This is a genomic window from Pseudomonas sp. TH21, assembly GCF_016651025.1.
In the GTDB taxonomy this organism is placed as follows: domain Bacteria; phylum Pseudomonadota; class Gammaproteobacteria; order Pseudomonadales; family Pseudomonadaceae; genus Aquipseudomonas; species Aquipseudomonas aylmerensis.
This window is the reverse complement of sequence record NZ_JAEKEQ010000001.1, coordinates 5,879,602-5,892,574: the sequence shown is the minus strand read 5'-3', so window position 1 is coordinate 5,892,574 and position 12,973 is coordinate 5,879,602. Positions and strand designations below refer to the sequence as shown.

The following is a 12,973-nucleotide window of genomic DNA, read 5'->3' as shown; positions in this document are numbered from 1 at the left end:
TGTGCGGCGCATGATACCCACATTCACTTCAAATGCCCACCTCCGGATCCGATTTAGAGCCTTCCCAGCCCAGCAGGTGTTCGTCCAGCGGCACCGGTCGGCGGTTGTTCAGGGTGGACCACCAGAACACCCAGCCCACGATGGTGAAGTTCTGCTCGAACCGCTGTTCGTGTGTGAGGTATTCGTCCGGGTGTTCGCTGGCGTTGTGGCTGCGCATGCGCAAGCCACCCCCGGGTCGGTTGTAGAGGTATTTGATGCGCAGCATGCCGTCATGTTCGACCGCGTAGATTTCGCCATCGATGATTTGGGTGCGGCCTTTGTCGATGGCGAGGGTGGCGCCCTGTTGGATGATGTCGATCATGCTGTTGTCGACCATGTAGGCGCCCAGCGCGCGGTCGGCGTTGACGTTGAGGGCTTGCAGGGTCTGCAGTGAGATACGGATGCATTCGGTGGAGATGAATGAAGTGTGGAGGGCGATCTCCACGTCGATTTTTTCCGGGCGGCAGGCGGGGCCTGTGAGGTATTTTCCGGTTTCTTCGCGAGCAGGGAGTCCTTTCCTGGCGTCCGGGCCTTCCAGCAGGAAGTTGGCCGGTGGGTGTTTGGGGCCTTCGCCGGTGCGTAGCCAACGGCTGGAGATGCACAGCAGTTCTGCGATCTCGTTGAGTCGGCCCATGGGTACACCGCGTTTGAACCAGTTGTTCACGTGTTGAGGCGTGACACCACGGTTCTTGGCGAAGTCGGAGGCGGAAAGATGAACTTCCCGCAGTAGCGCTTTTAAGCGGTCACCTGATGTATTCATAAACGCAAGTTTACTGGTCGGAAAAACAGATCAAATAAACTATGCGTTGACTGGCGGACGTAGGTTTTTACTTAGTTGTAGTCTGATACTTCCGATGGTTAATTAACTTAAACAGCGTTTATAAAGTGTTCAACTTTGAGTTTAATTTTTCCCACAAAAAAAGCCCCGAATAATCGGGGCTTTTTCAATTGCCGAGGCAATGAGGAGTCGGTATCAGCCTTTGTAGGCAGCGACCGACTTCAGGATCTCGGCGCGGGCGGCGTCTGCGTTGCCCCAACCGTCGATCTTCACCCATTTGCCTTTTTCGAGGTCTTTGTAGTTCTCGAAGAAGTGTTTGATCTGCTCCAGCAACAGCGGCGGCAGGTCGGTGTATTCCTTCACGTCCACATACAGCTGGGACAGCTTGTCGTGGGGTACTGCGATAACTTTGGCATCGCCGCCGCCATCGTCGGTCATGTTCAGGATACCGACTGGACGGGCGCGGATAACCGAACCTGGGGTCACTGGGTAAGGGGTGACCACCAGCACGTCGAGGGGGTCACCGTCGTCGGCCAGGGTGTTAGGGATAAAACCGTAGTTGGCCGGGTAGAACATCGGGGTGGCCATGAAACGGTCAACGAACAGGCAGTCGCTGTCTTTGTCGATTTCGTATTTGATCGGCGCGTGGTTGGCCGGAATCTCGATGGCGACGTAGATGTCGTTCGGCAGGTCTTTGCCAGCCGGAATCTTGCTGTAGCTCATTGGGCGTTGCCCCCGTTAATTGGCCAAGAAACTTGGCCGGATTGGCCTAAAAGTGGCGGCGATTATAGGCATATTCCGCCGCCGATGCCATGCGCCAGACGTCGTACGGTTATTCGTCCTGCGGCTGATAGCGTGGGTCGCTGGCTTGCAGTTGGACGAGGCGGGCCAGCGGATCCTGGCGGTAAAAGCGGCTGAGTTGGGCGTACACTTGTGGATAACTGTTGACCAGTAAATCCGGGGCGCTGAAGAAATATTCGCTGGTGACCGCGAAGAATTCCGCCGGGTTCTCGGCGGCGTAGGGGTCGATCTCGGTCTCGACGTCCGGGTTGGCGTCCAGTTGACGGTTGAGGTCATCAAAGGCGCTCTGCATCACGCTGGCCCATTCCTGCACGCGCATGTCGTGATGCAGCGGCGGCAGGCCGTTGGCATCGCCGTTGAGCATGTCGAGCTTGTGCGCCAGCTCGTGGATCACCAGGTTGTAGCCTTCCCACTGACCGCTGGCCAGCACGCCGGGCCAGGCGAGGATGACCGGGCCTTGTTGCCAGGCTTCGCCGCTGTGTTCGCCGTCCCACTCGTGTTCGATGCCACTGCTGTCGCGATGGCGCTGGGGGCTGAGGAAGTCGTCGGGGTACAGCACGATCTCATGGAAGCCCTGATACCAGTCGAGATCGCCGAGGTTCATCAGCGGCAGTTGCGCCTGGGCGGCGAGCAGCAGGCGTTGTTCCTGGTGCAGTTCGACGCCGGGCAGGGCGGTCAGGTGTTTTTCGGCGAGGAACACCACGCAGGCTTCGCGCAGCCATTGGTCCTGCTCGGCGCTGAGGCCGTCGAGGAAGGTCAGGTGGTGGCGCACCCGCTGCCAGGTGTCATCGGCAATCGGGTGCTTGGCCAGCAGGCGCCGGCGGCGCCAGGCGCTGAGGGACCACATTGCCGGTCAGTGCGGCTTGGCTTCGGAGGATGCGCGGCCAAAACGGCTGCGGAATACACCAATGATCATCGGCACCAGCGACAGCAGAATGATGAACACCACCAGCAGCGACAGGTTTTTCTTGATGAACGGCACATTGCCGAAGAAGTAGCCCAAGGTCACCAGGCCGCCGACCCAGAGGATGGTGCCCAGTACGCTGAAACCGAAGAAACGTGCGTAAGGCATCTTCGCGATGCCGGCGACGAACGGTGCGAAGGTGCGCAGGATCGGCAGGAAGCGCGCCAGCGTCACGGTCTTGCCGCCATGGCGATCATAGAAGTCGTGGGTTTTCTGCAGGTAGTCGCGGCGGAAGATTTTCGAGTTCGGATTGTTGAACAAGCGTTCGCCGACCGTTCGCCCAATCACGTAATTGGTGCTGTCGCCGAGAATCGCTGCGAGCATCAGCAGGCCGCCCAGCAATACCGGGTCCATGCCGCCGCCTGCCGCCACGGCACCCGCGATAAACAGCAACGAATCACCCGGCAGGAATGGCATGACCACCAGGCCGGTTTCGCAAAAAATCACCAGAAACAGAATGGCGTAGATCCACGGACCGTAATTGGTTACCAGCAGGTCGAGGTAGACGTCGAGATGCAGGATAAGGTCAAGCGGGTTGAAATCCATGGATGGCACCTGTGTGAATGGCCCGACTCAGCAGGCCTGTGCGGAAGCTCGGGTAAGTAAGGCTACAAGTGTATGCCGCATTTCTTACAACCCTGAAAGGTCCGCATTATACGGATTGAGCTGTGAAAAGCCTGTTGGTTTTGTAGCGGGGGATGTCGCACAGAGGCTGGGTTACGGTCTGAATGTTATCGAATGTCCGATTGTCGCCGCTGGCCTTTGTGGGAGCTGGCTTGCCTGCGATGCAGGCACCTCGGTGTTCAGTGAGACCGAGGTGATGCCATCGCCGGCAAGCCGGCTCCTACAGGGGATTTGTGGGGTTTGGGATCAATCTTCGCTGATCGGCAATGTGTAGTTCTTGAACTCGGTGTCCTCGCGAAACCCGATCGACTCGTAGGTCTTCTGCGCCACTTCGTTGTCACTGCTGGTCGACACCCGCAACCGCACGGCCTGCGTTTCCTTGGCCATTTTCTTCGCGGTGCGCATCAAGTTGTCCGCCACCAGTTGGCGACGAGCGTCCTCGGCGACGTAGATGTCATTCAGGATCCATACGCGCTTGAGCGACAGTGACGAAAAGCTTGGATACAGCTGGCAAAACCCAAGCAACTTCTTGTCGTCATCGTCGGCGAGGGCCAGGTAAATCACTGACTCCTTGCGGCGCAGGCGTTTTTCGAGGAAGGCGCGCGAGGAATCCGGGAAGGGCAGGGCCCCATAAAACTCGCGGTATTTGACGAACAACGGGGTCAACAGGTCCAGGTGTTCCAGGGTCGCTTGAGTGATCCGCATGCCAGGCCTCAACTTCCAAATGGGGTATGACCACACACGCGGCCGTAACTCGATGCTGCCTAAAGGCGTGAAAAAGCGCAATCGTGCCGGTATCAGTCCGTGGGCGGGCTGAGTAGGAAATTGCCTTTCATCAGGTCAGGGTCGTCGGATTCAATGGTCTGAACCTGCGCCTCATCCTTCAGATTGACCCCCGACAGCTGCCGGCGACACGCTTCTCGCATCAAGTACAGCAGGCGATGGGCCGCCATGCCATAACTCAACCCTTCCAGGCGCACATTGGAGATGCAGTTGCGATAGGCATCGGTGAGACCGACCTTGGGGTTGTAGGTGAAGTACAGGCCCAGGCTGTCCGGCGAACTGAGCCCAGGCCGCTCGCCGATCAGGATCACCACCATCTTCGCACCGAGCAATTGCCCGATCTCATCCGCCACCGCCACGCGGCCCTGTTCCACCAGAATCACCGGTGACAGTGACCACCCTTCGGCGTGGGTCTGTTCCTCCATGCGTGTAAGAAACGGCAGGGTATGTTTATGCACCGCCAGTGCCGACAGGCCGTCGGCTACCACGATTGCCAAGTCGACCCCGCCGGGGTTGGCCGATGCATGATCGCGCAGTAATTGGGCCGACTCGTCACTCAAGCGCCGACCCAGGTCCGGGCGTTGCAGGTACGTATGGCGGTCAACGGCGGCGCTGTGCAGCAACAGGCTGTCACGTCCGCGCTCGGCCAGCTGGCTGCTGAGGCCGCCATGGTCGAAGGGCAGGTGCACCGCGTCCCGCGCCTGGGCGTGGGCAAACTGGAAGTCCAGTTGTGCGCCGGTGGGAATGCTCGTGCCAGTGCGGCCGAGGGCAATGCGCGCCGGCGTCAGGCGGCGCAGTTCGAGCCAGGGGTTGTCAGGCAGGTCGAGTTGCACGGGCGGCTCCTTCATCCCAGTTGCGCCAGGGCGTGGCGAAACGCCGGTGGCAGGCTGTTGCCGAAATGCACCTTGCCGTCGGCTTGCGTGAAGATGCCCATTTTCGCCAGCCACTGCTCAAACTCCGGCGCCGGTTTTAAACCCAATGTTTGCCGGGCATAGAGGGCGTCGTGGAAGGAGGTGGTCTGGTAGTTGAGCATGATGTCGTCGGAGCCGGGGATGCCCATGATGAAGTTGATCCCGGCCACGCCCAGCAGGGTCAGCAGGGTGTCCATGTCATCCTGGTCGGCTTCGGCATGGTTGGTGTAGCAGATGTCGCAGCCCATCGGCACGCCGAGCAGCTTGCCGCAGAAGTGATCTTCGAGGCCGGCGCGGATGATCTGCTTACCGTTGTACAGGTACTCCGGGCCGATAAATCCTACGACCGTATTCACCAAAAATGGCTTGAAATGCCGGGCCACGGCGTAGGCACGCGTCTCGCAGGTTTGCTGGTCGACGCCAAAATGCGCGTTGGCCGACAAGGCGCTGCCCTGGCCGGTTTCGAAATACATCAGGTTCTGCCCGAGGGTGCCGCGATTCAGGCTCAAGCCGGCGTCGTAACCTTCCTGCAGCACGCTCAGGCTGATGCCGAAACTGGCGTTGGCTGCTTCGGTGCCGGCAATCGATTGGAACACCAGGTCCAGGGGCACGCCCCGGTTGATGGCTTCGATGGAAGTGGTGACGTGGGTCAGCACGCAAGCCTGGGTCGGGATTTCGTAGCGCTGGATGATCGCGTCGAGCATCTCGAGCATGGCGCAGATCGAGGCGATGCTGTCGGTGGCCGGGTTGATGCCGATCATGGCGTCGCCGTTGCCATAGAGCAGGCCGTCGAGGATGCTCGCGGCAATGCCGGCCGGTTCATCCGTGGGATGGTTGGGCTGCAGCCGCGTCGACAGGCGTCCGCGCAGGCCCATGGTGCCGCGAAACTGGGTGACCACGCGGATCTTCTGCGCCACGAGCACCAGGTCCTGCACGCGCATGATTTTGGAGACGGCAGCGGCCATTTCCGGGGTCAGCCCCGGCGCCAGGGCGCGTAGGCTTTGTTCATCGGCGGCGTCGCTGAGCAGCCAGTCGCGCAGGCCGCCGACGGTCAGGTGGCTGACCGCGGCAAACGCGGGTTTATCGTGGGTGTCGATGATCAGCCGGGTGACTTCGTCGCTTTCATAGGGGATCAGCACCTCTTCGAGGAAGTGCTTCAGCGGGATATTCGCCAGCGCCATTTGCGCCGCGACACGTTCGCCGTCGTTCTGCGCGGCGACGCCGGCGAGAAAGTCCCCGGAACGCGCGGGGCTGGCCTTGGCCATCACGTCCTTGAGGCTGTCGAAGCGGTAGGTCTGTGCACCCACCGCGTGGGAAAAGCTTGCCATACAGTGTCTCCTGGATGACACGGGCCCGATGTGAGAATCGAACCCGCGTCGAGGTTTACGGCTATCAGTGCAAGGCGGCCTCTGCGGCCTGGATCGCCGCGAATTCCTCTTCGGGCGTGCCTGCTACCAAGTGATGCCGGCTGTAGAAAGCAAAGTAAGCAATTAATACTCCATAGATGATCGCCGCGCCAATCACCACCCGTGGATCCACCAGAAAGCCCGCCACGACGGCCACGCAGGCCAGCACCAGGGCAATGCCGGAGGTGAAGATGCCGCCGGGCGTGCGGTACGGACGGTCCATTTTGGGGCGACGGATGCGCAAGGTGATGTGCGCGGCCATCATCAGCACGTAGGAAATGGTCGCGCCGAACACCGCCACCAGGATCAGCAAGTCGCCCTGGCCAGTCAGCGACAGGCCGAAACCGATGATGCCGGGGATCACCAGCGCCAGCACGGGGGCCTTGCTCTTGTTGGTCTGCGACAGCTTGCGCGGCAGGTAGCCGGCGCGGGACAAGGCGAAGATCTGCCGTGAATAGGCGTAGATAATCGAGAAAAAGCTGGCGATCAGCCCAGCCAGGCCGACCAGGTTGACGAAACTGCCCATCCAGGTCGAACCGCCGTACGACAGCGCCAGCGCCTCGACCAGCGGGTTGCCGGATTTGACCAGCGCATAGGTGCCGGCGCCGCCCGGTGCAATCACCAGGATCAACAAGGCAAAACTGGTCAGCACCACAATGGCGCCGATCAGGCCGCGGGGCAGGTCGCGCTTGGGGTTCTTGGTTTCTTCGGCGGCCAGTGGCACGCCTTCCACCGCGAGGAAAAACCAGATGGCATAGGGGATCGCGGCCCACACGCCGACGTAGCCGAACGGCAGGAAGGTGCTGGCACCCTTGGCCTCGGTGACCGGGATGTCCAGCAGGTTGGCGACATTGAAGTGCGGCACCATCGACACCAGGAACACGCCGAGGGCGATCGCGGCGATGGTGGTAATCACAAACATCAGCTTCAAGGCTTCGCCGACACCAAAAATGTGGATGCCGATAAAGATGATGTAGAACGCCAGGTAAATCATCCAGCCGCCGATGCCGAACAGCGACTCGCAATAAGCGCCGATAAACACCGCGATGGCAGCGGGGGCAATCGCGTATTCAATGAGGATGGCGGTGCCCGTGAGGAACCCGCCCCAGGGGCCGAAGGCGCTGCGGGCAAAGCCGTAGCCGCCGCCGGCGGTAGGAATCATGGATGACAATTCGGCCAGGGAAAAACACATGCACAAGTACATGGTGGCCATCAGCAATGTGGCGAGAAACATGCCGCCCCAGCCACCCTGGGCCAGGCCGAAGTTCCAGCCGGCGTAATCGCCGGAGATTACATAGGCCACGCCAAGGCCGACCAGCAGGACCCAGCCGGCAGCGCCTTTTTTAAGTTCGCGTTGTTGGAAGTATTGGGAGTCGACTTTTTCGAAGTCGACGGAAGACCCGGACGCCGGAGCGCTATTCGGTTCGCTAGGCATGATGGAATCCCTTTCTTATTGTTTTTTCCCGGCTTACTTAAGTAAGCCGAATGAGTAGCAAGGTTTTGTGAAGATCAAGTGTGGGAGCGGGCTTGCTCGCGAATGCGGTGTGTCAGTCACTGAGTCTTAGGCTGACCCACCGCATTCGCGAGCAAGCCCGCTCCCACATTTTTATTGCAGTTCAAATGTGGGAGCGGGTTGTCGGTTAGAAGAAGCCCAGCGGATTGATGTCGTAGCTCACCAGCAGGTTTTTGGTCTGCTGATAGTGGTCGAGCATCATCTTGTGGGTCTCACGGCCCACGCCGGATTTCTTGTAGCCGCCGAACGCGGCATGCGCCGGGTACAGGTGATAGCAGTTGGTCCACACGCGGCCGGCCTTGATCGCGCGGCCCATGCGGTAGGCGCGGTTGATGTCGCGGGTCCACACGCCGGCGCCCAGGCCGAACTCGGTGTCGTTGGCGATGGCCAGGGCTTCGGCTTCGTCCTTGAAGGTGGTGATGCTCACCACTGGGCCAAAGATTTCTTCCTGGAACACGCGCATTTCGTTGGTGCCCTTGAGCAGGGTCGGCTGGATGTAATACCCGCCGGCCATGTCGCCGGTGAGTTGCTCGACCTTGCCGCCGGTCAACAGTTGCGCGCCTTCGCCCTTGGCGATTTCCAGGTAGGAAAGGATCTTGTCGAACTGCTGCTCGGACGCCTGGGCGCCGACCATGGTGTCGGTGTCCAGCGGATCGCCACGCTTGATCTGCTCGATCTTTTTCATCACCACTTTCATGAAGTCGTCGTAGATCGACTCTTCCACCAGGGCGCGTGAGGGGCAGGTGCACACTTCGCCTTGGTTGAAGAACGCCAGCACCAGGCCTTCAGCGGCTTTTTCGATAAAAGTCGGCTCGGCTTTCATGATGTCCGCAAAGAAGATGTTCGGCGACTTGCCGCCCAGCTCAACGGTAGACGGAATGATGTTCTCCGCCGCCGCATGCATGATGTGCGAGCCCACGGGGGTGGAGCCGGTGAAGGCGATCTTGGCGATGCGCTTGCTGGTGGCCAGGGCCTCGCCAGCTTCTTTGCCGAAGCCGTGCACCACGTTCAGTACGCCCGGCGGCAGCAGGTCGCCGATGACTTCGAGCAACACGTTGATGCCCAGCGGGGTTTGCTCGGCAGGCTTGAGCACTACGCAGTTACCGGCGGCCAGGGCCGGGGCGAGTTTCCACGCGGCCATCAGCAGCGGGAAATTCCACGGGATGATCTGGCCGACCACGCCGAGTGGCTCGTGGAAGTGGTAGGACGCGGTGTGTTCGTTGATTTCGGCGCTGGTGCCTTCCTGGGCGCGGATGCAGCCGGCGAAGTAGCGGAAGTGGTCGGCGGCCAGCGGGATGTCGGCGTTGAGGGTTTCACGCACGGCCTTGCCGTTGTCCCAGGTTTCGGTGATGGCCAGCAGTTCGAGGTTCTGTTCGATGCGGTCGGCGATTTTCAGCAGCACCAGCGAACGGTCCTGGGCCGAGGTCTTGCCCCAGGCGTCGGCGGCGGCGTGGGCGGCGTCGAGTGCCTTGTCGATGTCTTTGGCAGTGGAGCGCGGGAATTCGGCGATGGGCTTGCCGTTGACCGGCGAGGTGTTGGTGAAATAGTTGCCATCGACCGGCGCAACGAATTCGCCACCAATGTAGTTGCCGTACTTGGCCTTGAACGAAACGATCGCGCCTTCGGTACCGGGGTGTGCGTAACGCATGGTGGATTCTCCTGGCTTTTATGTTTATTGGAGTACAGCGCGCAAAAGCGCTTGATTAAGCGTAGAGCAAAGGTTGGGCCAGTGCTTTGTGGGCCAGGTAAATCAAGGGCTTGGGGTTTGTTGCAAGGCGTTGCTGTGACACCTTCGGTACAGCCTGGGTGACAGTTTGTGCCATGGGCGGTACAGCCGGTGACCGACGGGTCGCCCCGGGATTGCATTGGCCGGATGCCTGGGGGATGCTGGTTGTTCTCACGCAGGGAGAATAATAAGAAATGCACAACGATCATTTCAGTCGCCATGCCCAGCAAGTCCTCACCGTGGCCCATGGCCGCGATCCGTCCAGCGACCCGTCCATCGCCCGCTCCTGGCTGCGGTGCCTGGAGGACTACCACCTCGACCCTGCGCAAACCATCGCCCCCACCGTGCTCGAGCATGGTCGTCTGCTGGAAAGCCGCGAACGCTTGCAACAGGTATTGCAGATCGCGGGCAGCGAGATGAACAGCCTGCACCAGCAGCTCTCGGGTGCCGGCCATGCCGTGCTGCTGACGGATGCGCGTGGCGTGATCCTCAACTGTGTCACCGCGCCGTCCGAGCGCAGGATCTTCGAGCGCGCCGGGCTTTGGCTGGGCGCCGATTGGAGTGAGGCCTGCGAAGGCACCAATGGCATCGGCACCTGCCTGGTGGAGCGCCAATCCCTGACGATTCACCGTGATGAGCATTTTCGTGGCCGGCATACCGGGCTGACCTGTTCGGCGAGCCCGGTGTTCGACCCCCACGGTGAGCTGTTGGCCGTGCTGGATGTGTCCTCGGCCCGCGAAGCCGTCTCGCGCCAGAGCCAGTTCCACACCATGGCGCTGGTCAACCTGTCGGCGAAGATGATCGAGAGTTGCTACTTCCTGCGTCACTTTGAACACCACTGGTTGCTGCGCTTTCACCTGCAGGCCGAATCCGTGGGCCTGTTCAGTGAAGGGTTGCTGGCGTTCGACGGCGAAGGGCGCATCTGTGCGGTCAACCAGAGTGCGCTGAACCTGCTGGGGCAGGGGCGCGGTGGTCTGCTGGGGCAGCCGGTGGAGGCGTTTTTCGAGTGTTCCCTGGATCAACTGCTCGGTCGCGCCAGCGCCAATGCCACCGCCAGTTGGCCCTTGCGCACGCGGGATGGCCGGCATCTGTTCGCCGCCCTGCGTGGGCAAGCGCGCAGCCAGCCCGCGCCGTTGCTCAAGCCGGAACCTGCGCGGCCGCGCCTGCCCGGTATCTACCTGGGCGACCCGGCGCTGCAGAATGATTTTCGCAAGGCACTGCGGGTATTCGAGCGCGACGTGCCCTTGCTGATCAACGGCGAAACCGGTTCCGGCAAAGAGGCGTTCGCCAAGGCGGTGCATCAGGCCAGCCAGCGCGCCGACGAGGCTTTCGTGGCCCTCAACTGTGCCGCCATCCCGGAAAGCCTGATCGAAAGCGAGCTGTTCGGCTATCGCGGCGGCAGCTTCACCGGCGCGCGCAAGGAGGGCATGCAGGGCAAGCTGCAACAGGCTGACGGCGGAACGCTGTTCCTCGATGAAATCGGTGACATGCCGCTGGCATTGCAGACCCGTCTATTACGCGTGCTGGAGGACCGCATGGTGGTGCCCCTCGGCGGTGAGCCTCAGGCGGTAAACGTCAGGATTATCAGCGCAACTCACCGTGACTTGCTCGGGCGCGTGCAGGACGGCAGTTTCCGCGAAGACTTGTACTACCGGCTCAATGGCCTGGAGGTCGCGTTGCCGCCGCTGCGCGAGCGCAGTGACCGGCCTCAGTTGCTCGACTTCCTGCTGGTTGAGGAATCAGCGGGCCAATCGGTCAGCCTCGAACCCGCCGCGCGCCAGGCACTGCTGGCGTTCGCCTGGCCGGGCAACGTTCGGCAAATGCGCACGGTATTGCGCACGTTGGTCGCCCTTTGTGATGACGGGCGTGTGGGGCTGGTGGACTTACCCGCGTTGCTGCGCCAGGCGCCTGCGCACAAGGTCACCGAGTTGCCACTCGATGATGCCGAGCGCCAGACCTTGCTGGCGGCGCTGGAGCGTCAGCACTGGCACATGACCCAAACTGCCGAGCACTTGGGGGTAAGCCGCAATACTCTGTATCGCAAGTTGCGCAAACATCGAATCACGCGGTTGGCCGGGGTATAGGTTCGGTGTTTTTCGACGGTTCTTGTAGGGAGGATGTTCTGCAGTTATCAGTCATTAAGTGCTTTTATTGTTAAGTTGGAATAACCCGTTCAAGTTGTATTGGGCTGCTCTGACAGGAACTGTTAAGTGCCACGGGGTTACTCAACTTGGGTAACGCCAAGTGAACTTTCAAACAATAAAAACTTAATGGGTATCCCTAATGAAAATTGCACCGCCTGCTGTTTCTTTCATTCCTCTACAGCCCGTATCGATAGAAGAGCCGCCCGCGCGAGCCGTGGAGCAACACGCCGACGCTGCCGATCAGCCCTTGATGCGCAGCAAGAGGGCGATAAAGGGTTTTTCCTGGTTCGGACGAAGGCCTTCAGCGCCACCCTCCCTGCCGTCGCCTGGCAGCATTGCGACTGCGCCCATCCCCCGGCCGCCGACACCCGCGCCCAAGCCTTTACCCAAGCCCGGCCCCTCCGTGAAACCGGGCCAGCCGCTGTCGGTGGACAAGTTCAAGGAGGCCGGGCAGGCCATCGTGCATGCCAACAAAATCAAGGTGAGTGACGAATTGCTCATGACTCAGTTGCGCAAGCAGGCGCCGATCACTGTTGCCGAGGCCGCCAAGCGAGTGATCGACGCCAATAGCCTGGTCAAGGCCGGCGTTATATCCACTGGCCCCAATGCCAGCCGCGTCGCCCGTGACGCGTTCATCAGTGCGGGGATCACCGGCTTGGTCAGTGCGCCGATCAACGTCGCGGCCTACGCAGGCTCTGTCGCTTCGGGGGAGTCCATCAAGTCGAGCTATGCGCCCGGGGTGCTGCCGCCTCCGTTTTTGCCGGGGGCTGCCAGCCCGCCGAAGGCCACGGGCGGATCTGCGCCCGTGCAATCGACCCCGTCATCGGCAGATCCGATCAGTGCACAGTTGGATGAGGTTGAAATGAAATTGCTGGGCATGGCCACGACGGTCATGTTCACACTCGGGGATACAAGCAGTGTATTTACCAAGGATGACACCTGGCCGACTGATAATGTCGGGCGCCTGGGTAATCTTGAGAAGTTGCTCGGTGTATCGGAACAACACCTGAAAAAAGCCTCGCGGCAGAACGGTCTGGTGTTCAAACCCTATAAGCCCGGGTCGCCCATCCCCACTGAACCGAAAGATCGCCTCGACCTGATGGAAAAGAAGTTTGCGTGCATGACCGAGGCTTATGAGAAGTTGCGGTTCCTGGCCGCGATGAAAGACAGTCAAAATAAAGCCGAAGCCAGCGCCTGAACACAGCCCGGGCCGAGTGTAGTACCCAGGTGCTCTTCGCTCGGCCTTTGGCCGTATAAAAGGTGCGATTTCGCCCTCCCTGCGCT

Annotated in this window: 11 protein-coding genes; 2 read left to right on the top strand and 9 right to left on the bottom strand. The window is 60.7% G+C overall.

The window, feature by feature from the left end:
• Window positions 1-28: 28 nt before the first annotated feature.
• From JFU04_RS26090 to exaC, 9 genes are all read right to left on the bottom strand, one after another.
• Window positions 29-799, bottom strand: a complete 771-nt coding sequence (locus JFU04_RS26090) for a LexA family transcriptional regulator (RefSeq protein ID WP_106802525.1) — start codon at window positions 797-799, stop codon at window positions 29-31.
• A gap of 213 nt (window positions 800-1,012) precedes the next feature.
• Window positions 1,013-1,540, bottom strand: coding sequence for an inorganic diphosphatase (ppa, locus tag JFU04_RS26085; RefSeq protein WP_003219382.1), 528 nt, complete (start codon window positions 1,538-1,540; stop codon window positions 1,013-1,015).
• A gap of 109 nt (window positions 1,541-1,649) precedes the next feature.
• Complete coding sequence (locus tag JFU04_RS26080; protein ID WP_201145966.1) at window positions 1,650-2,465, bottom strand: M90 family metallopeptidase; 816 nt, start codon at window positions 2,463-2,465, stop codon at window positions 1,650-1,652.
• A gap of 6 nt (window positions 2,466-2,471) precedes the next feature.
• The gene (locus JFU04_RS26075) at window positions 2,472-3,128 is read right to left on the bottom strand and encodes a DedA family protein (protein ID WP_065910026.1); all 657 of its coding nucleotides are present in this window, start codon (window positions 3,126-3,128) and stop codon (window positions 2,472-2,474) included.
• Between the two features lie 324 nt (window positions 3,129-3,452).
• Window positions 3,453-3,911: a GNAT family N-acetyltransferase gene (locus JFU04_RS26070; protein WP_065910028.1), complete on the bottom strand. Its 459-nt coding sequence runs from the start codon at window positions 3,909-3,911 to the stop codon at window positions 3,453-3,455.
• Window positions 3,912-4,003: 92 nt separating this feature from the next.
• Window positions 4,004-4,837, bottom strand: a complete 834-nt coding sequence (gene eutC / locus JFU04_RS26065; protein ID WP_106802526.1) for an ethanolamine ammonia-lyase subunit EutC — start codon at window positions 4,835-4,837, stop codon at window positions 4,004-4,006.
• On the bottom strand, window positions 4,834-6,228 hold the full coding sequence (locus JFU04_RS26060; protein ID WP_065910032.1) for an ethanolamine ammonia-lyase subunit EutB: 1,395 nt from the start codon (window positions 6,226-6,228) through the stop codon (window positions 4,834-4,836). The genes eutC and JFU04_RS26060 overlap by 4 nt, the downstream gene beginning before the upstream one ends.
• A gap of 64 nt (window positions 6,229-6,292) precedes the next feature.
• Window positions 6,293-7,741: an ethanolamine permease gene (gene eat, locus JFU04_RS26055; RefSeq protein ID WP_201145965.1), complete on the bottom strand. Its 1,449-nt coding sequence runs from the start codon at window positions 7,739-7,741 to the stop codon at window positions 6,293-6,295.
• A 205-nt stretch (window positions 7,742-7,946) separates the two neighbouring features.
• A complete protein-coding gene (exaC, locus tag JFU04_RS26050) occupies window positions 7,947-9,467 on the bottom strand; it encodes an acetaldehyde dehydrogenase ExaC (protein ID WP_065910036.1) in 1,521 nt (506 codons plus the stop codon).
• A gap of 272 nt (window positions 9,468-9,739) precedes the next feature.
• Between exaC and JFU04_RS26045 the strand changes: the two genes are divergently transcribed.
• Window positions 9,740-11,629 carry a sigma-54-dependent Fis family transcriptional regulator gene (locus JFU04_RS26045; protein ID WP_201145964.1) on the top strand — a complete coding sequence of 630 codons (1,890 nt, stop codon included), beginning with the start codon at window positions 9,740-9,742 and terminating at the stop codon, window positions 11,627-11,629.
• A gap of 199 nt (window positions 11,630-11,828) precedes the next feature.
• Window positions 11,829-12,887 (top strand): hypothetical protein, encoded by a 1,059-nt coding sequence (locus JFU04_RS26040; protein WP_242485933.1) that lies wholly within the window; start codon window positions 11,829-11,831, stop codon window positions 12,885-12,887.
• The last annotated feature ends 86 nt before the right edge of the window (window positions 12,888-12,973 follow it).

What these genes read in the sequence shown, in the direction of transcription:
- JFU04_RS26090 (WP_106802525.1), bottom strand. Translation starts at nt 799, where the DNA reads ATGAATACATCAGGTGACCGCTTAAAAGCGCTACTGCGGGAAGTTCAT.
- ppa (WP_003219382.1), bottom strand. Translation starts at nt 1,540, where the DNA reads ATGAGCTACAGCAAGATTCCGGCTGGCAAAGACCTGCCGAACGACATC.
- JFU04_RS26080 (WP_201145966.1), bottom strand. Translation starts at nt 2,465, where the DNA reads ATGTGGTCCCTCAGCGCCTGGCGCCGCCGGCGCCTGCTGGCCAAGCAC.
- JFU04_RS26075 (WP_065910026.1), bottom strand. Translation starts at nt 3,128, where the DNA reads ATGGATTTCAACCCGCTTGACCTTATCCTGCATCTCGACGTCTACCTC.
- JFU04_RS26070 (WP_065910028.1), bottom strand. Translation starts at nt 3,911, where the DNA reads ATGCGGATCACTCAAGCGACCCTGGAACACCTGGACCTGTTGACCCCG.
- eutC (WP_106802526.1), bottom strand. Translation starts at nt 4,837, where the DNA reads ATGAAGGAGCCGCCCGTGCAACTCGACCTGCCTGACAACCCCTGGCTC.
- JFU04_RS26060 (WP_065910032.1), bottom strand. Translation starts at nt 6,228, where the DNA reads ATGGCAAGCTTTTCCCACGCGGTGGGTGCACAGACCTACCGCTTCGAC.
- eat (WP_201145965.1), bottom strand. Translation starts at nt 7,741, where the DNA reads ATGCCTAGCGAACCGAATAGCGCTCCGGCGTCCGGGTCTTCCGTCGAC.
- exaC (WP_065910036.1), bottom strand. Translation starts at nt 9,467, where the DNA reads ATGCGTTACGCACACCCCGGTACCGAAGGCGCGATCGTTTCGTTCAAG.
- JFU04_RS26045 (WP_201145964.1), top strand. Translation starts at nt 9,740, where the DNA reads ATGCACAACGATCATTTCAGTCGCCATGCCCAGCAAGTCCTCACCGTG.
- JFU04_RS26040 (WP_242485933.1), top strand. Translation starts at nt 11,829, where the DNA reads ATGAAAATTGCACCGCCTGCTGTTTCTTTCATTCCTCTACAGCCCGTA.